The 25,503-nt window shown below is 39.9% G+C and carries 20 protein-coding genes; 9 read left to right on the top strand and 11 right to left on the bottom strand.

Annotated features, from left to right (window positions below; translation table 11 throughout):
* The first annotated feature begins 4 nt into the window (after positions 1 to 4).
* A complete protein-coding gene (locus AC2IOM_RS21415) occupies positions 5 to 610 on the top strand; it encodes a PqiC family protein (RefSeq protein WP_486360120.1) in 606 nt (201 codons plus the stop codon).
* On the opposite strand, the gene AC2IOM_RS21410 is transcribed toward AC2IOM_RS21415, so the two are convergent.
* The 6 genes from AC2IOM_RS21410 to AC2IOM_RS21385 form a co-directional block, all read right to left on the bottom strand.
* Complete coding sequence (locus tag AC2IOM_RS21410; RefSeq protein ID WP_486360119.1) at positions 585 to 1,079, bottom strand: GNAT family N-acetyltransferase; 495 nt, start codon at positions 1,077 to 1,079, stop codon at positions 585 to 587. The two genes, AC2IOM_RS21415 and AC2IOM_RS21410, sit on opposite strands and share 26 nt — an antisense overlap.
* A gap of 78 nt (positions 1,080 to 1,157) precedes the next feature.
* Entirely contained in the window at positions 1,158 to 1,997 is an 840-nt protein-coding gene (gene yghU / locus AC2IOM_RS21405; protein ID WP_486360118.1) for a glutathione-dependent disulfide-bond oxidoreductase, read from the bottom strand.
* A gap of 31 nt (positions 1,998 to 2,028) precedes the next feature.
* Positions 2,029 to 2,415, bottom strand: a complete 387-nt coding sequence (locus tag AC2IOM_RS21400) for an MAPEG family protein (protein ID WP_010559347.1) — start codon at positions 2,413 to 2,415, stop codon at positions 2,029 to 2,031.
* Positions 2,416 to 2,467: 52 nt separating this feature from the next.
* Positions 2,468 to 4,168: a bifunctional ornithine lipid synthase OlsF gene (gene olsF, locus AC2IOM_RS21395; RefSeq protein ID WP_486360117.1), complete on the bottom strand. Its 1,701-nt coding sequence runs from the start codon at positions 4,166 to 4,168 to the stop codon at positions 2,468 to 2,470.
* A 130-nt stretch (positions 4,169 to 4,298) separates the two neighbouring features.
* A complete protein-coding gene (locus AC2IOM_RS21390; RefSeq protein ID WP_486360116.1) occupies positions 4,299 to 7,184 on the bottom strand; it encodes an insulinase family protein in 2,886 nt (961 codons plus the stop codon).
* Positions 7,185 to 7,443: 259 nt separating this feature from the next.
* Entirely contained in the window at positions 7,444 to 8,214 is a 771-nt protein-coding gene (locus tag AC2IOM_RS21385; RefSeq protein ID WP_486360115.1) for a peptidylprolyl isomerase, read from the bottom strand.
* A 261-nt stretch (positions 8,215 to 8,475) separates the two neighbouring features.
* Here AC2IOM_RS21385 and ushA point away from each other — a divergent pair, with 261 nt between their 5' ends.
* A complete protein-coding gene (ushA, locus tag AC2IOM_RS21380; RefSeq protein ID WP_486360114.1) occupies positions 8,476 to 10,044 on the top strand; it encodes a bifunctional UDP-sugar hydrolase/5'-nucleotidase UshA in 1,569 nt (522 codons plus the stop codon).
* A gap of 444 nt (positions 10,045 to 10,488) precedes the next feature.
* Here the strand turns inward: ushA and AC2IOM_RS21375 are convergent, their stop codons facing one another.
* Both AC2IOM_RS21375 and AC2IOM_RS21370 read right to left on the bottom strand, forming a co-directional pair.
* Entirely contained in the window at positions 10,489 to 11,424 is a 936-nt protein-coding gene (locus AC2IOM_RS21375; protein WP_486360113.1) for a hypothetical protein, read from the bottom strand.
* On the bottom strand, positions 11,411 to 12,139 hold the full coding sequence (locus tag AC2IOM_RS21370) for a type 2 periplasmic-binding domain-containing protein (protein ID WP_234004726.1): 729 nt from the start codon (positions 12,137 to 12,139) through the stop codon (positions 11,411 to 11,413). The genes AC2IOM_RS21375 and AC2IOM_RS21370 overlap by 14 nt, the downstream gene beginning before the upstream one ends.
* Before the next feature lie 336 nt (positions 12,140 to 12,475).
* Between AC2IOM_RS21370 and AC2IOM_RS21365 the strand changes: the two genes are divergently transcribed.
* The 3 genes from AC2IOM_RS21365 to AC2IOM_RS21355 all read left to right on the top strand — a co-directional run bounded on the left by AC2IOM_RS21365 (position 12,476) and on the right by AC2IOM_RS21355 (position 19,814).
* The gene (locus tag AC2IOM_RS21365) at positions 12,476 to 13,297 is read left to right on the top strand and encodes a S1/P1 nuclease (protein WP_105172962.1); all 822 of its coding nucleotides are present in this window, start codon (positions 12,476 to 12,478) and stop codon (positions 13,295 to 13,297) included.
* Between the two features lie 74 nt (positions 13,298 to 13,371).
* Complete coding sequence (locus AC2IOM_RS21360) at positions 13,372 to 16,557, top strand: TonB-dependent receptor (protein ID WP_486360112.1); 3,186 nt, start codon at positions 13,372 to 13,374, stop codon at positions 16,555 to 16,557.
* Between the two features lie 164 nt (positions 16,558 to 16,721).
* Positions 16,722 to 19,814, top strand: coding sequence for a TonB-dependent receptor (locus AC2IOM_RS21355; protein ID WP_486360111.1), 3,093 nt, complete (start codon positions 16,722 to 16,724; stop codon positions 19,812 to 19,814).
* A 70-nt stretch (positions 19,815 to 19,884) separates the two neighbouring features.
* Here AC2IOM_RS21355 and AC2IOM_RS21350 read toward each other — a convergent pair whose 3' ends face one another.
* Positions 19,885 to 20,310, bottom strand: coding sequence for a MarR family winged helix-turn-helix transcriptional regulator (locus AC2IOM_RS21350; RefSeq protein WP_486360110.1), 426 nt, complete (start codon positions 20,308 to 20,310; stop codon positions 19,885 to 19,887).
* Positions 20,311 to 20,536: 226 nt separating this feature from the next.
* Between AC2IOM_RS21350 and hmgA the strand changes: the two genes are divergently transcribed.
* On the top strand, positions 20,537 to 21,832 hold the full coding sequence (gene hmgA, locus AC2IOM_RS21345) for a homogentisate 1,2-dioxygenase (RefSeq protein WP_138633186.1): 1,296 nt from the start codon (positions 20,537 to 20,539) through the stop codon (positions 21,830 to 21,832).
* A 99-nt stretch (positions 21,833 to 21,931) separates the two neighbouring features.
* Positions 21,932 to 22,558 (top strand): maleylacetoacetate isomerase, encoded by a 627-nt coding sequence (maiA, locus tag AC2IOM_RS21340; protein ID WP_486360109.1) that lies wholly within the window; start codon positions 21,932 to 21,934, stop codon positions 22,556 to 22,558.
* Between the two features lie 6 nt (positions 22,559 to 22,564).
* Here the strand turns inward: maiA and AC2IOM_RS21335 are convergent, their stop codons facing one another.
* Positions 22,565 to 23,371: a hypothetical protein gene (locus tag AC2IOM_RS21335; RefSeq protein ID WP_486360108.1), complete on the bottom strand. Its 807-nt coding sequence runs from the start codon at positions 23,369 to 23,371 to the stop codon at positions 22,565 to 22,567.
* Positions 23,372 to 23,511: 140 nt separating this feature from the next.
* Here AC2IOM_RS21335 and AC2IOM_RS21330 point away from each other — a divergent pair, with 140 nt between their 5' ends.
* Positions 23,512 to 23,796, top strand: a complete 285-nt coding sequence (locus AC2IOM_RS21330) for a DUF1496 domain-containing protein (protein WP_486360107.1) — start codon at positions 23,512 to 23,514, stop codon at positions 23,794 to 23,796.
* Positions 23,797 to 23,831: 35 nt separating this feature from the next.
* Here the strand turns inward: AC2IOM_RS21330 and AC2IOM_RS21325 are convergent, their stop codons facing one another.
* Positions 23,832 to 24,416, bottom strand: a complete 585-nt coding sequence (locus AC2IOM_RS21325; RefSeq protein WP_486360106.1) for a hypothetical protein — start codon at positions 24,414 to 24,416, stop codon at positions 23,832 to 23,834.
* A gap of 68 nt (positions 24,417 to 24,484) precedes the next feature.
* Between AC2IOM_RS21325 and AC2IOM_RS21320 the strand changes: the two genes are divergently transcribed.
* Entirely contained in the window at positions 24,485 to 25,369 is an 885-nt protein-coding gene (locus AC2IOM_RS21320) for a LysR substrate-binding domain-containing protein (RefSeq protein ID WP_486360105.1), read from the top strand.
* Positions 25,370 to 25,503 lie beyond the last annotated feature (134 nt).

Genomic DNA, 25,503 nt, shown 5'->3' with positions numbered 1-25,503 from the left:
CACAATGCGTATTTTACTGGTTTCAGTTCTTTTTTTATTATTGGGTGGGTGTAGCAGCCAAGTTGACACTATTAGTTATTACCAGCTTGATGGTGGCGAATTTGCGCCAAATAAATTAGGCAAACAAGCGCGCGCTAATATCATTGTCAGTAACCCTAAGTTAACCGGCCATCTTGCCAATCGCGGTATTGCAGTAGAGGTTGCGCCATTGCAAATTCAAAGCGCCAACGGCCATTTGTGGAGCAGCAGTCCCAGTGAATTATTATTGCAAGCAAGCGTGGTTAATCTTGATAATCAGTTGTCGCAAAGCCGTGTTATTCCCCTACAGTTAGAATCTGCAATTAATGCCACGTTACCAACCTTTCGCGTAGATTATTATCTGACTAAGTTTCAAGCGAATCAAAACGGCGAAGGTGTAATAGCGGGCATAGTGACGGTATATAAACTTGAGCATACCTCGGCTACTATCGTGTATAGCCAAGGCTTTAATCAAGCCGTATCGCTTAACGATGACGGCTACGGCCCGCTTGTTAGCGCGTTAAATAGTGCATGGAACAATGTCAACAACGCGGTTGCAACTGAGCTTAAAGCGCTAATTGATAAAGGTTAGAAACCCCTTCATAACCGGCAAGTTCAAATTGCTTAATAAACTTAAAGCCAAGTTTTTCAAGCACATTAATTGACGCGTTATTAGTGGGTGAAGTAATAGCATTTAATGTGTCAAAGCCGTGCTTACTGCGGGCACATTCAATGGTTTTGCGCGCGGCTTCTGCCACATAACCTTGCTTTGTATACTCATCAAGTAACGAATAGCCAAGATCAGGAATGTCAAAATCAGGGCGTGTTACTAAGCCACATACGCCAACAAAACAATTACGGTCGAGATCTTTTATACCCCATAAACCATAGCCATATTGCTGGTAGGGCTGAATGTACTTTTCTTCAAGGTGCTTTGCTGCACTGGTTAGGTCATACACCCCTTTATCACCAATGTGCTCTTTAAAACTCGCTTGCGTTACTAACTTAAAAATGAATTCAGCATCGGCAGTGGTTAATTCTTGTAGCGCGATATGTTTCACATTTATCCTTACAACTGAAAATAAATAAAATATACAATTTTATTTTAAATATAACTAGGGCGTATTAACCTTTACGGTTTAATTAAAATCGTCCGCACTATGGCGCTCGTGCAGTTGCTCACTTTCATCGCCCCAACTGCGGTTTACTCTACGGCCTCGTTGCACAGCTGGTCGTTCAAATATACGGTCTGCCCATGCCTTTAAATGTGGGTATTCATCTACTGCTAAGAACTCAGCAGCGTCATATAAATCACCGCGTACTAATACACCGTACCACGGCCAAATTGCCATATCGGCAATCGTGTAGGTGTCACCACACATGTATTTATTGTTTGCTAAGTGTTTGTTTAGTAGATCCAACTGGCGTTTTACTTCCATAGTAAATCGGTTAATTGGGTATTCTAGTGGCTCAGGTGCGTACGCATAAAAATGACCAAACCCGCCACCTAATGCGGGGCCGCTGCCCATTTGCCAAAATAGCCAAGATAAACATTTCGCCCTGTCATTTGCATTTTGCGGAATAAAACAATTAAATTTTTCAGCGAGGTAAAGCAAAATCGCGCCTGATTCAAACACAGGTGTGGTGGGTGATGTTGAGGTATCGAGCAACGCAGGAATTTTAGAGTTAGGGTTAATCTCGACAAAGCCTGAGCTAAACTGTTCGCCTTCCATAATATCAATTAAGTACGCATCGTATTCAGCGTCTTTAATACCCATTTCAATTAGTTCTTCGAGCAGAATCGTCACCTTTACACCATTTGGCGTAGCAAGTGAATAAAGTTGCAGCGGATGTTTTCCTTGAGGCAAGGTTTTATCGTGTGTCGCGCCTGACTCAGGACGATTAATATTAGAAAATTTGCCACCGTTTCCCGCTTGCCATTGCCACACTTTTGGCGGCGTATATTGATTATTAGCCATAACTAACCTCACTGAATTTTAAGGCGATTTGTTAACGATATAAAAGATAGAGTATTGCGATACTGCTAAGCAAGATAGATAAGAAGGTTAATGCCATGCCAGTTACGCGAAACACTAATTTTTCATGTAACATGCTGACACCATAGGCATGAGAAATACGCCCAACAAGTAGTGCAACACCTAATCCATGAACAAACAGTGATGCAGCACCTAAGTATTCTGCAAATCCGATTAATATTAAACTAATTGGTACGTATTCTTGAAAGTTACCGTGCGCTCGCATTTTCTTTTGCAGCAGTTTGTCACCGCCATCGCCTAACGCGACGAGAATTTTTTTGCGGCGCGTTAGCGTTGCCACACTCAAATAAATGTAAATTAAGCCTAGCAGCGCCGCGTAAAGAGGAATAACAGATATCACAACAAAACCCTTTTTGTTTTCTTATTAACCTGACATATTCCTGCAGCTAAATCTACTGATTTAAATAACGTTTTCGTTTGTTTTGTTTCAATGTATTTAAATCAACTAAAACAAGGCCATCAACACTATTGTTAAAGTCTGGGTCAACACCAAAGCACAAAAACTTAACGCCACCAGGCTCACACAACTCGGTATATTGTTTGTATAAAGTGGGGATCGCTACACCTTGCCCTGCCAATGTGCTTTTGAGTGCTTTGAAATCTTCTTTGTAATCGTTTGTGTAATTTGGCAATTCATGCGTGTTTGTGTAGCGATACGGATTGTTTGATGTTGCTAATGTGCTTTGATGAGCAAAATAATGGGAATAAAAGCTTACTAGCTGATCTTTTGCAGGTTCAGGTAACGTACCGCTTATACTAACAGGACCAAATAAATAGCGAATTTCAGGATGATGTTGCAAGTACGCGCCTATACCAAACCATAAATAATCTAAGCTGCGTTTGCCCCAGTACTTTGGCTGCACAAAACTGCGGCCAAGTTCGAGTCCTTTTGCAAAATAAGGTGCCATTTCGTCTTTGTAATTCACAAGCGTTGACGAGTATAACCCGGCGCTTTTTGCATTGTGTGTTAAAACATCAGCACGACCAAAACGGTATGCGCCGACAATTTCTAGTTCGTCTTTGTCCCACAAAATTAGATGTAAATAATCGCTATCGTATTTATCTATATCGCGCTTTTGGTTTGTGCCCTCACCCACCGCACGAAACGCGATTTCACGTAAGCGGCCAATTTCACGCATAATTACGCAGCTATCACCATGCTGATACAAGTAGATCATTTTTCCATCATGGGTTTCCCCAAGCAATTTACATTTTTCACGAATTAAGCGGCTCAAATTTGCTTTGTTCTCTGGCAAGGCAATGCATTTTTCAGTTTGAAAATAGCCTGGTTTACCATCACCAATGGCATAAATGTGTTTTTTGAACAGTTTAGTTAATTGCGTATCGTGAAGCGGTGAATCAGCAAACGCACTATAGGGAATAAGCGCGCCGATGCGTATAGGAAAATTACGTTTGCGTTGCTTAAACATTTCATTCACTAACAAGAACGACGCAAGCGGTTTATAAAGCATTGAAACGCTGTAAAACATGGGGGAATTTTTAGCATCAACATGCATTGGCAGTATGGGCGCTTGATACGCTTTTGCGATTTTTAAAAAGCCTTTTTGCCAAAAGGTATCGCGCACCCCTGTTGGTCTTAAACGTGACACTTCGCCAGCAGGAAAGATCAGCAACACACCTTCATCGCTCAAATGCTCTTTTATACGATTGACGGTAATTTTGCTGGTTGTGCCTTTAATGTTATCAACTGGCACTAACATTTCTTGTAGCGGCGCTAAGCTATAAAGCAGTTGGTTTGCCATCACGCGAATATCGCTACGCACTTCACTAATTAACTTAATCAATGCCAATGCATCGAGCGAGCCAATTGGGTGATTGGCAATTATCACCAAACGTCCTGATGCGGGAATATGCAGCTTTTCGCTATCTCGCACCGAATAACTAACATCAAAATAATCAAGCACTTGCTCTACAAAATCAAGTCCTGATAAATGAGGAAAATCATTTTCAAATTGATGAAAATCCCCTTCATGCATTAAATTTTTTAATAATTTGCTGCTTGATTTATAAAGCAAAGGGTTATTTATAAGTTGCGGAAATTGTTTTGCGATTACTTGGTCGACATGGATCATAACATTGGCCATAAAGCTGTTTTAAGTTCAGCATATGAAGCAAATGTGACGCGAATATTGAGTTTATATTGAACAATTGTGACGCATAAAAAAGGCGAGCATTTGCTCGCCTTTCACAAAAAACTATCAATTAATTTTGATAATCAAGTACCTGACCTGCATTTGTAAAATCTGAAATAACCGTCTGATTATCGATTTTTCCAAATCCCTTGTCCGCAAATTTAGTACCGCGCATTTGCACGTTTAAGCGCGCTGCATCTTTATTAAGTACCGTTTTTGCGTAAAAGTCTTTCACATCAGCAAGTGTTACTTGTTCTACTTCTTTAATCAGCTCAGCTTTTGAGTTGAAATCAAAGTTTTCTTCATACCAATCTGACAAGTATGGTCTTAACTCATCACCTAGGTTTTTCGGCTGCTCGTTTAGCTTGATCAGGACCGCATTTTTAAGTTGCGCAAACGTCTCTTCGCTAATTGCATCGAGCTCTTTTTTGTACTCAAGCTTGTATTCATCGAAACGCGCCTGCATTTCACCTGGGCCTTTAACTGGTGTTTGAATATACATACCAAAACCAACATAGTCGTCAAGCGTGGTGCTAAAGCCACCTACTGCGTACGCCAGTTGCTCTTCGGTACGTAATTTATCAAATACTTTATTGCTAAAGTGACCTTGTAAAATAAGCCCTTGCGCTTCTTGTTTCTTACCTTTTATTGGGTGCATATGCATATCAACTAAAGCAACATCAGCTACGTCAATATCACGTTGTACGCTAAACACTTGACCAGCTTTTGGTAACCACGCTTTCGCACGTGCGTATTGCGTTGTTGTCACCTCGTTAGGTAGCGCTTTTTCAAGACTAGATACAACGGTTTTCACGTCATTCTGGTCGTAGTTACCAAACATAAATACGCGTACTTGGTTATTAGTAAGAACCTGCTGCATTACTTTGTTTAAGTCGCTAATTGAAAGCGATTTAGCACGTTCAATCAATGCAGCGTCTTCATAACTGCCTTGGCTTGTTACTTTATAAAACGCATTGAATGCTTGGCTGTAAGGGAAGTTTTTGCTCTTGTTTGCAACAGCACGTAAGAAACGGTCTTTCGCTTGGTTAAACTCAAGCTCAGTTGGCGCAACACGTAACTCGTTCATACCGGCTACAATTAATTCGCTTTGTTTGTCGGTAAAACCATTCACAGTGAATACCACACCATTTGAATCAGAAAGGCTCATAGACATACCGCCCACACCTGCTTCTGTATTCAACGCAACGACATTCTTACTGTATAGGTCTTGCCAAACTGATAATAGAATCGCTGTGTCCATATCGCTAAGCGTTGCTGGGTTATTAATATACACTTTCAGCATGCCTTTTGGCTGGTGCGAGAAGTTTTTGCTCGCAAACTGCCATACTTTAATATGCTTAGTGTCGTGAACAAGCTGCGGTTTCTCTTTAATTTCATCGCTAGCGGCTTTTAAATCAAAGCTTTCTGGCAATAAACGATTTACTGCAGGCAAGTTCATCGCAACGTTTGTTGGCGCTTTCCAGCTGTTAATTTCATCTTGTGAAATATCAGCAATGCGGTAGTTACCATCATAGAAATGAAGTGTACTGTCTGTTTCTTCTTTTTGGCTTACGTACCAAATTTTTAACGTTTCTGGTGTAAGTTGATCAAGCACTTGTTCAATTGCTTTTTCATCAAACTGACCATAGTAATATGGTGCATTAATCACATGATTCGTTGGATAAACTTGCATTGCGCCTGCAAGGTTAGATACATAACCAAATTCATCACCTTTTTCTAAGAATTTGAACTGATTATTAAGTGATGTTCTGATTTCATCAAAGTACTTCTTATCAACGCCTTTTTCGCGAATAAGGTCGATGTACTGCATGATAATGGCAACAATCTCATCACGGTGTTCCATACCACTGTCTGTTAACGTGACATCAATTGAGAACGTACCATAGTTACCATAATGTGAAGGTGATGCATTAGCACCGAGATCTGAGATCCAGCCTTTTTCACGTAATAACGTAGCAGGTGTGCCCGGCATTTCTGAATAAATTAAGTATGACAGAAAACGATTTGGTTTGAGCGCAAATTGGTCGCTATTATTTTCAATTGTGAAGTCGAGTGTTAACTGTTTAACGTCTTTATTTGGCTTATAAAATACCTTTTTACCGCCAACTTTTGTTAAATCAACTTTTGCTGTAACACTCGGCTTTTCAATATTTTTATTTTTAATATCTGAAAAGTATTTATTCGCTAGCGCTTCCATCTCAGCAAGTGGCTTATTGCTAAGTAATGCTACTTTCATGATATTTGATGAATAATATTTATCAAAAAAGGCAACGGTTTCGGTGTGTAGCTTGCTGCCTTCTTTATCACCAAGGGTTTCTAAATTACCGATTAAAAAGCGGTTTGCTGGGTGTTCACCCATCATTTTACGAGCAAGTTTGAACTGACCAAAGAAATCAAGCTCGCGACGCATTGACCATTCAGCGTTTACAGCGTTCTTTTCTTTGTCGGTATACTCTGAATAAAGCTTCGGTGATTTAAAGAAATCAGAAAAACGGTCAAGCCCTTCTTCAAATGCATCGTTGTTCGCTTTGAACATATAGTTGGTAATATCTAACCAAGTATATGCATTATGAGCACCACCATTTTTGGTCATAAACTCTGAATATTCGTTGGTATCAGGGAAACGTTCAGTGCCTAAAAACAGCATATGCTCTAAATAATGCGCCATACCTTGTTGTGTCATCGGGTCATGCAATAAACCAACACCCACACTGAGCGCTGCAGCAGATTTATCAACACTTGGGTCTGACACTAAAACAACTTCAATCTCGTTGCTTAATTTTAATGTTTTGTATTCGCGGTTATCGTTCGGGCTAACAACCAGTGATTCTGCGTATAGATTTGGATTATTCGAAGAGGTATTAGCTTGGTTAGTGGCATTACAGCCAACTAAAACAGCAAGTGCTAATGCACTTAGGCTAAGTGCTTTTTTCATAATGGTTCCCTAGAGTTATAAATACAAAAAACGCTCTAGTGTCTTGTCATAGAGCGTTTTTTAATACCAATTCTACTAAATAGGTAATCACATAGCGCATTGGATAAATTAAACGCTGAAGCATAAAATTTAACCCGCTAGAATGATTAATCAATTAAGTGAATTGATATACATTTATTCCACTATAAAAAAGCAGTGATTAAATGCAATACTTTAATTTTATTATTTGTAACGGTTTGTCAACAAATGAGATTTTGCGTTAGCGCGCTAACACAGGCTTGCGCTTGCGTCGCCAAATTAACGCACTCGCCATTAAGCCCAATAATGCGCCAAAACTACCACCTGAGTCATCCGACGTTACTGGCGGCTTTGGTGGCTCTTTTATTAAGGTATTTTCCTTTGGTGTTAAATCACTTGCGGTGTCACTGTTGCTATCAATAATCGTAACATTTTCGATGGTAATTAAACGTTCAGCGCCAAGCGATGCATTACCATTTTTAAGGTCTGCACACTCATCATTGGTCGTATTTGTTAAAGGTACCGTGTTACACTCAAAATTTGATAATTGGTCAATTAAATCCATGCCTTCACCAATTACTTGACCAAATACCGTAAAACCACCGTTTTGTAGATCTAGATCGCCACTATTATCTTTAAGATTGATAAACCACTGACTCGTCGCACTATTTGAATCATTTTCAACTTTTGCCATGGCAATGGTGCCACGTACGTTAGAATAAACTGGCTCATTTACCACAGTACCATAGGTATTGATAGGTATAAACTTACTACCTTCATAAGTGTAGCCACCACCTTGCAGCACGAAGTTCGTTATTAAGCGGTGAAACACCACTTCATTGTAACGCTCGTCATTAACATATTTTAGAAAGTTCTCGACTGTTTTTGGTGTAGTTTCATCAAACAGGTTTATTTGAAAGTTGCCTTGAGTTGTTTGAACCTCAACAATCGTTGCCTGCGCAGCGCCCGCAAATAAGCCAGCAGCTAAGAGAGATAGTTTTAGCTTGTCCATAATTTCCCGTGAATATTTTGTTAATTTTTATCGACAGCAGCTTACAGACTATTTGCTAATATGGCTATAAAACTCACGTGAGAATTACAATTAATAACACTCCTTTAACAATAATTACGAGGTTTTGCGATTTCGGCCCTCGCAACCGGACAATTGTCCGCCCATAATTTTATTGTGATGGTTAGAATAATAGCGTTTGTTAATTAACTGCCGAAATTTATAATGATTACTGTGCGCTCTTTCACTTTTTTAGCACTCTCTATGCTGTTTATGAACAACAGCTACGCGACAAATAATGAGCAAAAGCTCACCATTTTGCACACCAATGACCACCACGGGCGCTTTTGGCGCAATGAGCAAGGTGAGTATGGTATGGCGGCAAGAAAAACGCTTATTGACCGTTTACGTGCTGAGGCAAAAGCGAAAAATCATCAAGTGCTGTTGTTATCAGGTGGTGATATAAACACTGGCGTGCCTGAATCCGATTTACAATACGCTGAACCAGATTTTAAAGGCATGAGCTTAATTGGCTACGATGCCATGGCTATCGGTAATCACGAATTTGACAATTCACTAGACGTTCTAGATAAACAAATTGCGTGGGCAAACTTCCCGCTGCTCTCGGCAAACATATTTAATAAAAAAACGGGCGAGCATGCATACCAGCCTTACCAAATCATTAAACGTGACGATTTAACAATTGCGGTAATTGGTTTAACCACAGTCGATACGGCTAAAATCGCAAACCCTGATTATGTAGGTCATTTTGAATTTCGTACACCCGCAGATTCTGCAGCTCCTTTACTAGAAAAACTCGAAAAAACCTACCAACCCGATATTACAATCGCCGTAACGCACATGGGGCATTACGTTGATGCTAAACATGGCATAAACGCGCCAGGCGACGTGACTTTGGCTCGTACACTTAATGCAGGTGCGTTGGATCTTATTATTGGTGGACATTCACAAGAACCTGTTTGTATGGAAGGTGACAATACTGCTGATAGCGACTTTTTACCAGGCGATGAATGCCGTCCTGATCGTCAAAATGGCACATGGATTATGCAAGCGCATGAATGGGGTAAGTATGTTGGTAAAGCCGAGTTTTCGTTGAAAAACAACGCGCTTACACTACTAAACTATGAGCTTATTCCGGTTAATATGCTGCGTGAAACAAAGCAAGATGGTCAAACCGTCAAAAAGCTTGCATCAGAAAGGATCCCGGAAGATCCTAAAATGCTCGCCTTTTTAACACCTTACCAAGAGAAAGGTTCAGCAAAAATTTCACAGCCGATCGGTGAATTAATTGGTGATTTAGAAGGTTCGCGTAATAAAGTTCGCTTTATGCAAACCAATCTAGGCCGTTTGATTGCAAAAGCACAAAGTGAAAGTGTTGGTGCAGATTTCGGTATTATTAGCGGCGGTGGTATTCGCGATTCAATTAAAGCTGGCGATGTTAGCTACAAAGATATTTTGCAGGTTCACCCATTTAAAAACCGCATTACCTATCTTGAACTAAAAGGCCAAGAACTGGTTGATTACATCAGTTTAGCTGCCAGTTTTCCACCGGATTCAGGCGCCTACTGCCAGTTTTATGGCATCGAATTTAAAAAAGAAAATGATGAGTTAACTATCACTAGTATTGGTAACAAACCTTTTGATGCCAATAAACGCTATCGTTTTACACTCAATAGCTATAATGCAGCAGGCGGTGATGGCTACCCGAATATGACAAAACACCCACATTTTGTTGCAACCGACACAATTGACGCTGAAGTATTGAAAAATTACTTTTTACAAAACTCTCCGGTTGATGCAACTAAGATTTAAACCCTCCCTGCTAAAAGACGTAAGCTAACACTTACGTCTTTTACCTTTCATAGTATAAAGCGTGTCTTCCCAAGCTTAGCCCCTACTACAAAAATAAGTTTTTTAATTGGTTTGAGTCTTTCAGTTAATTAGAAACATAAAAACCAAATTAGATATTTTAGCTACCGGATCTAACTTCGAATGATCCTCAAATGAATTTTAGCAGGTTTGACGGAGTAGAAATTGAAGTTGCTAACAGCGAAAAAACCTAAATAACAATCGTTAAAATGATAGAGCCCGTATTATTGCACCACGTCTACTCGGTTTTGCTGAATTGGGACAATAAAGATTCAACGCGTTACCAAATTTTGAATAACTCAAAAATTTATCAAATTAGAGGTTGATAAACGCGTATGCTTTAGAAACTTAAAAGCATAATACGTATCATCGACAAAGTTCTTACGATTATTTACCGATTATTTCAATTTGGTCAGTATCAACATTACGTAATCCATAATGATGAAGCTTTGAACGTGACCCTTCTCCATGGGCTTTTGGTGGATAGAGCATGTCTTTTAGTTCAATATCATCCAATAGAATTTCATCTAGCGCAGCGCGAATTTCACTTAGCGTTTTCTCTAAACTATTTGAAAAGTTCGGCCTTTTACGAATAGTGTGTCCTAATTCCGTTAAACGATAAAAATACTTGTTTGCAAGGCTAACAAGTTCATCTGGCAGCTCTTTATTTTGGTTGAGTAAAACATCTGGTTGTGCCATGCAATATTCTATCAATGCTGTATAAAAACATAATGGCTTGTTAGCAAGTGGTACGCTTGTGTGAGTACGACTGTTAATCAGCAATTTCTGTTCAAGATCGATAACCAGTCTCGCTCGCTCTTCGTCAATACTCTCTACTACCAAATTGTTTTTTGTTAACTTTAAGCCATAACGGTAGTTAACTAAAAAATAAAATCCGATACTTGCGATGAGTGCCAACCACGAAAAATAATCAAACAAGCCTAATTTTTTTAGCGAGAAAGCAAATCGCACTACTTGTGTAGGCGTACTAAATTGATGGGTTACAACTTTACGATTTGAGCCAACATCGTAGTTATTTGACTGAATAGCCAATACCTTCGGTAATAGTGGATGGTGCATTAATTTTTCATTTAATGCCGTAATGTAATTTGCCACAGCCAGATCATTGCCAGCACTACTTTTATTTGGATCAGGTAAAGGTAAGCGATTTAAGTCTTTTGCGATTCTATTTTCAATATGTTGTGTTAACTGGTACTCAGCATTAACAAGATTTATGCGTTTAGCTACACCATAGACCAACTGAAATACCAAAAAGACTAATATGCACAGCAAAATTTGCTTATTTTTTTTAACATTCAACATAACTTTCTACATCTTTAAAATAAGGAGAGGTTTGGGCATTTGCATGGCGGTGAATAATTTGATTAATTGCACATACAAGCTCTGTGTTTTCGGTCTCCATTTTAAAATACCAACGACTTCCACTCACTTTACTGCTGATCGGTGTAATGTAATTTTCTAAAAAACGGTCCATATCGTCTTGCTTCCAATAAGACGCAATCACATCGACTTTTCCTTCAGCTAGCAGATCTCTCAGCGCAGAATGTGAGTTAGCCTGCACAATGTCCAAACTATCAACATTAATATTTAAACGTTTAAACAGCGTTCTCGGTAAAATGTAACCAGAACGGCTACTTGGGTAATCCAACAAGCCAATACGTTTATCAATAAAATACTCTTTTTCAAGCTTTGGTTTTTCATTTAACGATATAAAAAATGCAGTGTAATCAGGATAGGCAAGCAAGGTTTTATAGTTAAAAGTGTATTCACTTTTAAAGGCAACCATTAAATTCTCTTTAGTCATGATTAAATCAGCGTTACCTCGCCCGATAAAATCTAATGCATCACTCATATTATGGCCCCAGTTTAACTGCACTTGGCCAAACTGCTTTGCAACAATCGGGTTATTACAAAAATACGGTATAAGCTGCTTTGCTAACTGCTCTGTTGGTACATAAATATTGAACGTATTTTCATTTTCTGACAACGCTTTATCACATTGTTGCTTGACAGACATAAAAGTATCAATTGCCTTTAATTTGGTTGGGTATTGAGAGCTCCCTAGAAAACCAAAAAGAACAATTAATATACAAAAAACAGCTGTTATTACCGCTTTTGAAAACAAAAAGTTATATTTCATTTTAATTGTTATTATCTATGCTCAATTCAAGCCTCAATTTCATCACGTATATTTACTTATTGCAATAGGTAAATTTATTTAAAAAACATAAGCCATTGATTTTATTATTTTGTTAACAAGTAATTATGAATCCTAATGAGTCCTTTCTATTTTTGTAAAACTAAGGACAATTAGCCTTGTTGATAACAACTACATACAATTAAAAAGATGATTATGAGCTTACGTTCTTTGATATTAATTGCTCTTACGCTAACGCACTTTCAAGCGGCTGCATGGAGTCAAAATGGGCATCGTATAATCGGCAAGATTGCCGACAATCATTTAACTGCTGACACTCGTAATGCTATTGCCCCATTATTACAAGGCGATAAACTGGCTGAAGTAACCACTTGGGCTGATGAAATGCGCTCTAACCCAGAACCCTTCTGGCAAAAAGAGTCAGGTAAGTGGCACTATATTAATATCGCTTCGGCAGACGAATTTAAACCTCATCATTACCATCTTTCAGCCACCGACGGCGAAGTTACTGATATTTACGCTGGTATTTTGAAAGCCACCGCGGTGCTTAAAAGCGCGAACACCTCATTAAAAGACAAGCAGTTTTATTTTCGTTTCCTCACTCATTTAGTTGGCGATATTCATCAACCAATGCACGCTGGTCGCAGTGAAGACTGGGGTGGAAATAAAATAAAAGTGAAATTTTTCGGTAAAGAAACCAATTTACACTCATTGTGGGATAAAGATTTAGTTGAAAGCGAAAACCTTTCTTACAGTGAATTTGCCGAGTTTATTGATACAAACGACGCAAAGCTCATTTCTACTTACCTAGCCTCAGAGCCCAAAGATTGGGTGCTTGAATCATTTCATTTAGCACAAGGTTTGTATGATATCGGTAACGGTGAATTTAAATACCATTACGTTTACGAGCAAATGCCTGTAATTAAACAGCGTTTACTACAAGGCGGAATTAGATTAGCTGGTTTGTTAAACCACATTTTTGACGAATCGGCACACGCGAAAGCAGTTACTAAGTAATCTGCTAACGCATGAACAAAAGCAATAAAATTTTTAAAACTAACTTTCAAATTTAGTTACACGGGAAACTACTAATGAAAACGCAACTACGTAAAAGCGCTTTAACACTTGCTGTTGCTGCTTGTTTGGGTGCATCTGGTGCAGTTTATGCGACAGAAACCTCATCAGCAGTGCGCGGTAAAATTACTACGCCTGCAGGAGAAGCTGCTGCTAACGTTAAAATTAAATTAATTCACGAGCCATCGGGTACGGTTACTGAATATACTACGAACGACGCAGGTGCATTCCTTGCTAAAGGTCTTCGTGTTGGTGGTCCTTACACTGTAATCATCGATTCAGATAAGTATAAAGATATCACTAAAGATCGTATTTACTTAAGCCTTGGTCAAACAAGCCGTATTAGCGAGCAACTTGAACCATTAACAATGGAAACAATTCAAGTAACCGGTGTTAGCTATACACAACAAGCTGGCGGAGCAAACAGTGCATTCGGTGCAGAAATCATCGAAAATGCGCCAAGCTTCAACCGTGATATTAAAGATATTGCGCGTATTAACCCACTTGCGACAGTAACTGGTTCTGGTGAATTAACAATTGCTGGTAACAATCCACGTACTAACGCGTTAACCGTTGATGGCATCTCACAAAATGATGATTTCGGCCTAAATTTCAGTGGTTACCCATCACAACAGCCGCCAGTATCACTTGATGCTATCGAGCAAGTTACTGTAGACTTTGCACCTTTCTCAGCATCTAAAGGTAACTTTGGTGGCGGTACAATCAACGCGGTAACTAAGTCAGGTACAAACGAGTTTAAGTTCTCTGGCTATTACGAAACATCAACACCTGATATGGCTGGTGACGTAGATCGTCTAGTTGAAATTAAAGGTCAAGACGAGCGTACGTACGAAACCGAAAAAGTAGACCCAATTCAAACTGAAGCACGTTACGGTTTCAGTGTTGGTGGTCCAATTATCAAAGACAAACTATTCTTCTTCGCAAACTACACATCATGGCGTAGTGAATTAGAGATGGATTATGGTTTCGAAGGTTCGGGTGCAACTCACCTTTACAACACAACTGAGGAAAACTTCAACCGTTTCTTATCTATCTTAGAAACAGAGTACGGTATGACGGATTCTTTAGGTGGCGACCCTGAAGATACCAATGATACATTAATCAGTAAAATTACTTGGAATATTAACGACGCGCACCGTCTAGACTTTACTTACCAGTGGCAAGACGACCAAGATGAGCGTAATTTCGGTAATGGTGGTGACACTGTGATGTTAGCATCAAACCGCTACACTTATGTTAATACATTCAATAACTTCGCGACTAAGATTTATTCAGATTGGAATGATGATTTTTCATCAGAAATCAGCATTAGCCACAAAGATGTAACAACTGAGAGCAACACTAACTCAAACATCGGTAGCGTGCTAGTTGAAGAAAAGTTCCGTGGCCCTGCTTACCAGTTTGGTATGGATCAATTCCGTCATGCAAACTACGCAGAAAACCAAAATACTGCACTTGCATTTGACGGTACTTACCTACTTGGCGATCATGAAATTAAATTTGGTGCTAAGTACGAGCGCTTACGTTTATACAACCTATTTGCTGCAAACTCATTAGGTTCATGGGAATTTGATAGCTTTGACGGCTTTGCAAACCGTGAAGTTGGCAACTTCCGTGGTAACTACGATTTTGATTACGCAAATGCCTACACAAACGATTCAAAAGACACGGCCTATGACGCAACACGTAGCCAAATTGCTCTTTACATCGAAGACACTTTCTACCCTCACGATGACGTTGAGTTAACCGCAGGTGTTCGTTATGAGCGTTTATCATCTGATGATAAACCACGCCTTAACGAAGCGTTTTTAGAGACTTATGGTTTCAGCAACCAAGAAAACCTTGATGGCTTAGACATCATTCTTCCACGTATTGGTTTCCAATGGTTTGCGAGCGACGACTTAACCGTTAAAGGTGGTGTAGGCCGTTTCCAAGGTGGTATTCCTAACGTTTGGTACAACAACCCATTCCAAAACGATGGTATTACTTATGTAGCAGCACCAAGCAGTGCAATTGCTGACTACTACTCACAAAACCCAGCTGATATTACAGAAGTACCTCAGGCCATCCAAGATTCACTAGTGCCAGGTGCGGGTAGCACTAACTACACGGATCCTAACTTTGAGTTGCCGTCAAGCTGGCGTGCACAGTTAGGCTTTGATTACAACTTCTCAATTGAAGGCCTTGGTGATGACTACATCTGGTCAGCAGAACTTGCTTATGAGAAGAAACAAAACGAAGCTGTTTGGAAAAACACAGCACTTAAAGAAGTGGGTTTAGCAGCTGATGGCGAACGTGTAATTTACGAAAGCCGTTACGAAGGTGACAAAGCTGACAACTTCGACATCATGATGACCAATGCTGATGACGATGGTCGTTCAATTATCTTTGTTACGTCACTTGCGAAAAACTGGGATAACGGCGTAAGCATGACCATGAGTTACACGCACCAAGATATCGAAGAAAACCACGTAGGTTCTTCATCTCGTGCACAAAGTAACTACAAGCATAACATTGTTAAAAGCCGTAACATGGATATGGCTGCGCGCGGCCACTACGAAATTGAACACAGCTTTAAGTTAAACCTAAACTACAAGCGTGAGTTCTTTGACGGTTACGAAACACGTTTCGATATGTTCTTCGAACGTCGTTCAGGTCGTCCATTTAGCTGGGTAATGGGCATGTATCAAGATGAAGATCTTGGTGATACACGCGACTTTTACTCAAACAGTGCATACCTTGCTTACATTCCAACAGGTGCTGATGATCCAAACGTAAACTGGGCAGAGTCAGGCATTACTTGGGAAGAGCTAAGTGCACTTATGAATAAAGCCGGTTTAAGTGCTTCAGGTTCAATTATGGACCGCAACTCTGATAACCAGCCTTGGGTAACTAAGATGGATATTAGCATTAAGCAAGAGATCCCTGGTTTTGCGAAAGGTCACAAAGCGCAAGTTTACCTAATGGTAGATAACTTCGCTAACTTGCTTAACAGCGACTGGGGTGTTGAAAAACGTCTATCATACCCTAACCAAACGCTTTATGACTTTGGCGGCTTAGACGACCAAGGCCGTTACATCCTTGAAAAGCGTTACGATGGCGCAAGCACATTAAACTACAGCACAATCGATCTGGGCTCGTCAGCGTGGCAAGCTAAGATTGGTGTAAGCTACAAGTTCTAAACTAAAAACCCCTTGAAAATAAAAGCCCAGCAATTGCTGGGCTTTTTTTTACACTGAAATAAATTAGGCTAAACTATTGCAGTGTAACTAAAAAGTAATAATTTTAATAAAAGCTTAATGATGCTGTTTTAGGCTTACTAAAACTACTATCAAGGGAAAGATCTATGAACACGCTCTTCAACAAAAAACTACTGCCACTTGCAGTCGCAAGCTGTCTATGTTCAACATTGGTGTATGCAAATGATACGTCATCATCGTTAAAAGGTAACATTGTAGGGCCTTACGGTAACCCTGCCACTGGCACACAAATAACGATTATCCACTTACCTTCTGGTTCAGTAAAAACTGCAACTGTTAACGACGCAGGCTTATTTAGCGCAAAAGGCCTTCGTGTTGGTGGCCCATATCAAGTAATCGTTGATTCCAACGAGTTTGAAGACACTATGGTAGAAAATATTTATCTTACATTAGGTAAAGAATACCCATTAAGTGTGCAGCTTCAATCAGCATCAGCAATGGAGCAAATACTTGTTACTGGTCGCCCTCTTTCCATGCAATCGGGCGGTACAGGGCCTGCAAGTAACTTCACCTTAAATGATTTACAAAGTAAGCCTGCAATTAATCGCGATATTAAAGACATTATTCGAACCGATCCGAGGATCTATATAAACGAAGCGGCAAGCGATGCGATTCAGTGCGCTGGCGGTAATCCTCGTTTTAACAGTTTAACTGTTGATGGCGCGCGTATGAACGATAATTTTGGCTTGAACAGTAACGGTTATCCGACTGAACGCATGCCCTTTTCTTTTGATGCGATAGACCAAGTAGCAGTTGAACTCGCGCCGTTTGATGTGCAATACGGCGGGTTTACGTCATGTAACATCAATGCGGTTACAAAATCAGGTAATAATGAAGTTAGCGGCAGCGTATTTTTTGATTACACCAGTGATTCATTAAAAGGCGATTCAATTGAAGGAACTCATGTCGACACAGGTGACTACAGCGAAAAACGTTATGGCTTTAATGTTGGTTTACCACTAATAAAAGATAAATTATTTTTCTTCACCTCTTATGAAGAGCTCGATGGCGCACAAATTTTTGATTACACGCCCTTTGCAAATGGAAAAGTAAGCCAAGCTACGATTGACCGCATTACGCAAATTGCTAAAACGAATTACGGTTATGATCCTGGTAGCATGATCCCAAGTTTACCGGTTGAAGATGAAAAATTATTAGTCAAATTAGACTGGAACATCAGCGACGATCACCGTGCAAGCCTAGTATATAACTATAATGATGGTTATACGCTAAGCGAATCAGATTCGGGCTCAAGTGCCCTATCTTTATCAAATCACTTTTATGAACGCGGGGCCAAATTACAATCTTTCGTTTCGTCACTTTATTCGGATTGGACCGATGACTTTTCAACTGAAGTACGCATTGGCTATTCAAAGTTAGATAATCGTCAAATATCGATTGATACGGCATCAGGTTTTGGTGAAATGCGTATATCAACACCAGACACCGATGTTTTCATTGGCCCTGATGACTCGCGACAAGCTAATAAACTAAAATACGACAACTTGTCACTAAAGCTGGCGGGTACTTACTTTTTAGATAATCATGAAATATCGTTTGGTTATGAACGCGAGTCACTCGATGTTTTTAACATGTTTGTCCAGCACAATGAGGGCGAATACCGTTTTAGTTCGATTGATGATTTTGAAAACGGTATTGCTCGCGTATATTACGGCAACGCACAAAGTCACAACCCAAAAGACGCTGCTGGTGAATTTGAGTACGCGCTCAATACATTTTATGTGCAAGACACTTACGACTTAATTGATTACGATTTAACACTGACGTTTGGCTTACGTTATGACGTGTATACCAGTGACGATGTACCAGAGTACAGTGCGAATTTTGAACAGCGCTATGGTTTTTCAAATCAACAAAACTTAGATGGCGTTGATTTACTGCAACCACGTTTTGGTTTTAACTGGATTTATAACGACCAATTAGAACTACGTGGTGGCTTTGGTTTATATTCAGGCGGTAACCCGAATGTTTGGATTTCAAACAGTTATTCAAACGATGGTATTCGTAATATTCAAGTCGATAAGAAAAACCTTCAAATTTTGGGACCTGATGCAATAGCCTTTAATGGTTCAGGGCGCCCCGGTTACGATATTCCAGTTGAACTTTATGACGCGGTTTCGCAAGGTGGTGCCGATGACAGCACTAATGTAACCGATCCAAACTTTGAAATTCCGTCGGAATGGAAGTTTGCCTTAGGTGGTACCTATATCACAGAGTCAAACTACATCTTTAACTTGGACTATCTGTATACCGATAAACAAGATTCCGCTGTGGTCCGTAACCTAGCTGATGAAATCACGGGAACTGCGCCGGACGGACGCCCGGTGTATTCAGGAGTTAACCACCCTCGTGAATCCGATCTGTTACTGACCAATGTCAAAGGCAGCGACGGGTACTCCCATGTACTTTCTTTTGCTTTTAATAAATCGTTTGATAACGGCTTTGATATTGCAGCTTCTTATGCATATACCATTGCGAAAGAAGTGCACCCAATGACAAGCTCTGTGGCGTTTTCAAACTATCATCGAATAGCCGTGAGTGATCCAGAAAACCCAGGTGTTTCTACATCCAATTACGAGGTGCCACATCGTTTCACCTTTTCCGCAGGTTATGTACATGAATTTATTGATGGCTTAGAAACGCGCTTTAACCTATTTGGGCAAGTTAGCCAAACTAACCCTTATTCATACACTTTCTCTTATGATACTGGTGGTTTAGGATTTAATGACGAGGACCGTCAGCTTTTATATGTGCCGCAAAGCAATGATGCAAACGTTGTTTATGATGATGGCTTCGACCTAGCAGCGTTCAATGCTTGGGTTAGCTCTGAAGGATTAAAACGCGGCGAAATACAAGATAGAAATGAAATCGATGGTGATTGGTGGACAACTATTGATTTCAAAGTTGAGCAGCAATTTCCTGGGTTTAACGATGGTCACTCAGGTTCAGCCTACTTTATCGTTAAAAACATCGGCAACATGCTAAACGATGACTGGGGTGTATTGAAACGTGGTAGTGCATTCCAACGTGCTGTCACCGCGGATATAAATGACCAAGGACAATATGTCTTTGAGGAATTTCATAATCCGTCAGGTACCAGTGTAGAAGTTGATCCATCACTTTGGGAAATTCGTTTAGGCGTTCGTTACAACTTCTAATACAAAGTATTATTAACTAAAAATGCCCAGCTCATGCTGGGCATTTTTGATTTTAAAGCAACTTACGAAACTAATCGGTCACATCATCGAGCTTATTTATAATGGTAAATAATGTACTTTGCTCTTCGTGTGTTAACTTATCAAATAATGCATCTTGCCAATTATTTGCATCATTTGCTAATTGGAAAAACAATTGTTCGCCTGCTTTTGTTAGGGCAAGCACCGTTGCACGTTTATCTTTTTCGTCTTGCATACCCACAACAATGCCTTTTTCTATTAATTGCTTTACCGCTCGTGATGCGGTGGACTTATCAAGCTCTGCCCTATCGCAGATATCTTTCGCGGTTAAGTTTGATTGCTGCGCCAAATGCGCAATCACACGCCATTGGGGTACTGTTAATCCATACTTATCGGCATATACTTTTGCAAAACTATTACTGAGTGCATTACTAAGACGCGCCAGGCGATATGGTAAGAACGAATCAAGACTTATCATAATGTGTTTGTTTTAGAAATTTTCAGCTAGTGTGACGCTAACTTATGCGTTTTACAAGCAAGCCTAGAACACACTACACCGCTTAAGTCATTTTTAATCAAGATGCCCTTGGCCCGTTTACCCTATAGATCATAAGACGAGCAATAACGTTATAAACCATTCAAAGTACACTTGCATTTAGTCTCACGTGAGACTATATTGGTTAAAAATCACAATGGGAGTGACTATGAGTTTTCCAGAATATGACTATTTAACCGGCTTTGGTAACGAGTTTGAAACAGAAGCCCTTGAGGGTGCATTGCCTATCGGCCAGTTTTCACCGCAAAAAGTAAAGTACGATTTATACGCTGAACAATACAACACCACAGCGTTTACAGCACCGCGTGCAGATAATCGTCGTAATTGGTTTTATCGCATCCGTCCTTCTGTTGTACAAGGCGATTATTCACCGCTTGATAACGGTTTACTGCGCACTGCACCAATCACCGAGGTGCCAACGCCTCCGACTATGCTTCGCTGGAACCCGATTGATGTTCCAACTGAAAAAACTGACTTTGTCGACGGCTTAATCACCATGGCTGCAAATGGCAGTGCCAATGGTCAAACAGGTATTGGTATTCATGTTTACGTAGCGAATAGCTCAATGGATGGTCGCTACTTTTATAATGCCGATGGTGAATTACTCTTTGTGCCACAACAAGGCGCTATAGTACTTCATACTGAATGCGGTAAACTTGCAATCAAACCTGGGGAAATTGCAGTAATTCCACGTGGCATTAAGTTCTCGGTTGAACTAATTGAAGCTACTGCGCGTGGTTATATTTGTGAAAATTACGGTCACCCTTATATTCTGCCTGAGCGCGGTCCAGTAGGCGCAAATGGTTATACCAACGAGCGTGACTTCCAATACCCTGTTGCCGCATTTGAAGATATTGAAGGCGACTTTGAACTTGTTGCTAAGTTTAATGGCAACTTGTTCCGCTGCGATATCGGTCACTCGCCACTTGATGTTGTTGCTTGGACAGGTAATAGTGCGCCTTACAAGTACGAGCTTTCGCGTTTTAACGTAATGAACACGGTAAGTTTTGATCACCCAGATCCATCAATTTTTACCGTATTAACTTCGCCTTCAGGCACTGCCGGCGTTGCAAATGTGGATTTTGTGATCTTCCCACCACGTTGGATGGTTGCAGAAAATACCTTCAGACCGCCTTATTATCATCGTAATATTATGAGTGAGTTTATGGGCTTAATTGAAGGTGTATACGATGCAAAAGAACACGGTTTTGTACCTGGTGGAATGAGCTTACATAACTGCATGTCGCCACATGGCCCTGAAGCAGACGTCTTTGAAAAAGCATCAAATGCAGAGCTTGAACCACAGCGTTATGAAAACACGCTCGCATTTATGTTTGAATCGCGTTACGTTATTTCACCAACCAAGTATGCACTTGAAGGTAAAGAGCGTCAGCAGAATTACCTAGATTGCTGGAAAGGTATTAAGAAATATTTTAGTCAGTAGTATCTTTTCACTTAAATTGCTGATCACATACTTAACAAAGTTAGTGTAAAAAGAACGGACAGCCGTTCTTTTTTGTTCGTGCTTAAAGGATTTAATTTTATGAAACTTTATACTTATTTTCGCTCATCTGCTGCTTATCGTGTTCGTATTGCGCTTAATTTAAAAGCCTTAGATCACGAAATGGTACCGGTAAATCTTCTAAAAAGTGAACAACAAAGTGACGATTACCTAAACGTCAATCCACAAGGTTTACTGCCTGCGCTAGAAACCGAAAAAGGTAAGTTAGGTCAATCGCTTGCGATTTTAGAATACCTTGATGAAATTCACCCACAAACGCCACTGTTACCGAACGATCCATGGCAAAAAGCACAAGTACGCAGTTTTGCCTATGCAATTGCTTGTGACATTCATCCAATCGATAATTTACGCGTATTAAAGTATTTAACCGGTAAACTCAATGTAACCGAAGAGCAAAAAACTGCTTGGTATTTACATTGGATCGAAATTGGCTTTGAAAAACTAGAAAAGCAAATTGGTGCAACGGATTTTTGTTGTGGCGATACTCCGAGCCTTGCCGATGTATGCTTAGTGCCGCAAGTATTTAATGCATTACGATTTGGCCTTGATATGGCACAATTCCCAAAAATTAATGCGATTTATCAACGTTGTAACAGCATACAAGCATTTATTGATGCCGCACCTGAAAACCAGCTTGATGCAAACTAAGTTACCCTAGTCGAATAAAGGATCAGCTACTTTAATAGTGCGCCAGTCTTTTACATCGTCATTTAAAAAGCCTGCCTCTCGGTAGGCTTTTTCAATTAGGCCTCGGTCTCGCAGTATTTTTAGCCCACGCTGTAACGCTTCAAACGTTTGCTGTCCTAAAGGATGTTTTTTAGAAACGACAAAGTGACGACTATCATTAAGCGCAACTTTGACATTGGGAATAGCAAAAATTTTATAGTCGGGACCAATGTAAGAAAAGTTATGCTGCTTTTTAAACGGCGCTAACATGCCATCAATCCAGCCTCGGCTTACCATTTTAGCCATTACGATCCAATCAGATTCATGCACAAGCTTTTTAGGTTTTAAACTTTGTAACGTGACCCAATCAACATGCCAATCTTTACTTGAGACAATTGTCATGTCCGAAAGCGATAAGGTCTTTGCATTATAGTTTGCAACGTTTTGTTCTGATGTAAACACACCCGCGTAGTACTCACCTTTACGAATGAGCGGCTCACTAATATATAAATTATCCTTATACCGCTCAGTCGCACTCAACCACAGTGAATCAAACGATAGCAGTAACAGGCCTTCGTTTAGCAACTTCAAATTACGCGCATCGTAATTGCCATAAATAAAGTTAAATTGAATATCAGCACCGCCTAATAGCAGCGCTTGTTGTATAAGAATAAATTCAACGACATCGCGCTGGGCATTTTTACCCGAATAATCTGTAATATCTAAGATTGGCGTTTTGCCAATAATGTCCTTAGCATAGAAATAAATATCGGTTTCAACCGTGATATCTATCACTTTACTGTGCAGAGGTATACTTAGAAAAAATAAAAATAAAGCAAAAAAACGACATAACATGGTATTTACGCTACTCTGCTCTTAGCAACTCTTTAAGGTTAGAAGTGAATGAATAAATTCACAAATATAAGGAAACAACAATGAGAGTGTTGGCTTTAGTACTTCCAATGTTTATTGTCTCTTCGTTAGCGACAGCGCAAACACCAAAAAAGCATATTTGGCTAGAAGCTGAGGTGAACCATTTAATCTGTTGGTATGACGATAAAAAATATACCTTAGGTGCGGTAATTGAGGTTAACGACACAAGGTTAATTTGTACACAAAGATACCCTAACCAAGAAAATGGCCCTGTGGCATGGTATCAGCTTGATAAAAAAGGCAATATTATTTACCCAAAAACAAAGCCCAAGATTACGGTAAATTAAACGCGACTCAATTGGCTTTGCTGCTAAACATCAACCTAATTAGACATACGCGCGACATAATGGCTCGTCAGACGCTTGTTGCTATATGTTGTCATAGTTAATGTAAACGCACTTGGGCTGCGCTTTAACACGCGATTAATAAGATGATACACAGTACCTGCTCGACTAACTGACCACACACTAACATGAGTAGATGACAGTGCCTCTATCCAAATATCGCCAGCCTCGTTATTTTGGTCAAACCGCAGGTAACCTTGATTTGCATATAAGGTTAAACTTTGGATCCGTTGTGTAAATTCATCACGCTCTTGGGCGTTGGTTTTCGCTCTTAAAACCATAGAGTCATCATTAGCAAAAACCATTTCCAGTCTATGAGATTTAGCCACCTTACGCGCATTAGAAGGCTCTTCACCAATGCAATAAAAGCCATCACTTTTTCCAACCCACGAACCGCTTAAATCTTTAAACAAACGATTCAAACTCGCTTCTTGACTGCGCGTTAATTTATTATTAGCAGGTAAATCTGCTAAACCAACTTTGCTCGGTGGGGCACTAAGGCATTGCGCTGCGCTTAATGTAAAGCTTGCGAGTAAAATAACTAACATCATTGTTATGCGCATAGTATGATCCCTTTAAATCAATGTGAGCATTGCTCAATACTGTACTCTAAATTAGTTTTATACGTTAAATGAACATAGAAACAAAATGGTTACAAGACTTTCTTATTCTAAGTGAAACTAAAAACTTTAGTTTAGCTGCACAATTACGATTTGTAACCCAGCCGGCGTTTAGCCGTCGAATTCAAGCATTAGAAAAGAGTTTGGGGTGTAAACTCATTGATAGACGCACCAACCCGCTTAGTCTCACAAAAGAAGGCATTGCGTTTCAGCCAACTGCACAATCAGTACTACATTTACTCAACAACTCGGCTGAAAAGTTACGGGCAACAAGTTATGCCCAAGAGCTAAAAATCGCCGCAACTCATACATTGGCGTTAGGGGTGTTTCCAAAAATATTAAAAACTCTAAAGCGACAGTTACCTAATGTCAGCGCTGAGCTTCAAATCGCCGATGCTGACGACTGTACGAAGCTACTCAAAAGTAATAATTGTGACTATTTACTCGCGTTTCATGATGAAGAATTACTAGGTGAAGGTTATGAACGTTTTGAACTTGGCGCAGTAAAACTATTGCCGGTCGCACTGAGTTCCCAAGTTAATACGTGGCAAACGGCAACTAAAGTACCCTACCTTGCTTATCAAGCTTCAATTTTTCTCGGCCGTACCGTTGATAATGCTCTAGACCAGCAAACAAAAAGCAGGCTTGATAAAGTGGCGAGTTCATCAATGGCAGACAGTTTAAAAACCATGGTGATGCAAGGGCTAGGTATGGCATGGCTGCCTGAATTCGCGATTGAAAAAGAGCTTCAAGAAGAAAAGCTTAGCATTATCACCGGGTTTGATGCCATCGATAACCTAAGCGTTAGCTTATATCGAATTCCTTCTAGCGATCATACAAAATCTATTTACTGGCAAGGCATAACACAGGCACTAGAAAACGACGATTTGAACTAAGGTTGAATGAGTAAAAGTAATCATTATAACGCTAGGTGAAATAAAAGCTTTCCAGTGCCATGCATAATTTGCATATCCAAAACCTATTTAAAGCATTAGTCTTTAACCTAGCTTATCGGTAATCTTGCGCCGAC

Source organism: Pseudoalteromonas sp. NS-SX12 (genome assembly GCF_057367955.1).
The sequence above is the reverse complement of the archived record's forward strand: the minus strand, read 5'-3'. Positions and strand labels throughout refer to the sequence as shown.